We start from the raw sequence: 565 nt of genomic DNA, 5'->3' as shown, positions 1-565 counted from the left end.
AGATTTTGAAAGCCCTAGCAAGATATTTGACCGGAAAATATATTTATATAGTTTTCGATAACGATTTAATCTTTCTATACACAAAGAAAAACCTCCACATCAGGTGGAGGCCGTCTTCTTTATCAATACAATTTTAAGTCACGAGGGTCGACTGGGAAGGTTGGGTTGTATGGGTTATGACGGAGTTTGAAGTGTTTGACATCCTCAATAGTCTGAGTTCCAGATAACTGCATGACTGTCTTCAATTCTGCATTCAAGTGCTCAAAGACTTGACGCACACCAACACTACCACCAAGGGCTAAGCCATAAATTACAGGGCGCCCAATAGCTACCAAGTCTGCTCCAGAAGCCAAGGCTTTAAAGACGTGTTGACCGCGACGAACACCAGAGTCAAAGACAATTGGCACACGTTTATCAACTGCTTCAGCCACTTCTTGAAGCGAGTCAAAGGCAGCTGGTCCACCATCGATTTGGCGGCCACCGTGGTTGGTTACCCAGATACCAGAAGCACCTGCAGCAAGCGAACGTTCAACGTCCTCACGGCATTGTGGCCCCTTGACATAGA

General features: G+C 45.7%; 1 protein-coding gene. It reads right to left on the bottom strand.

Translation table 11 applies throughout. The annotated features are described in order from the left end of the window. Positions 1 to 122 precede the first annotated feature (122 nt). On the bottom strand, positions 123 to 565 hold a 443-nt coding region (locus SORDD27_RS09440), incomplete at its 5' end, for an alpha-hydroxy-acid oxidizing protein (protein ID WP_081103426.1).

This window comes from Streptococcus oralis (assembly GCF_001579025.1).
Taxonomy (GTDB): domain Bacteria; phylum Bacillota; class Bacilli; order Lactobacillales; family Streptococcaceae; genus Streptococcus; species Streptococcus oralis_X.
The sequence above is the reverse complement of the archived record's forward strand: the minus strand, read 5'-3'. Positions and strand labels throughout refer to the sequence as shown.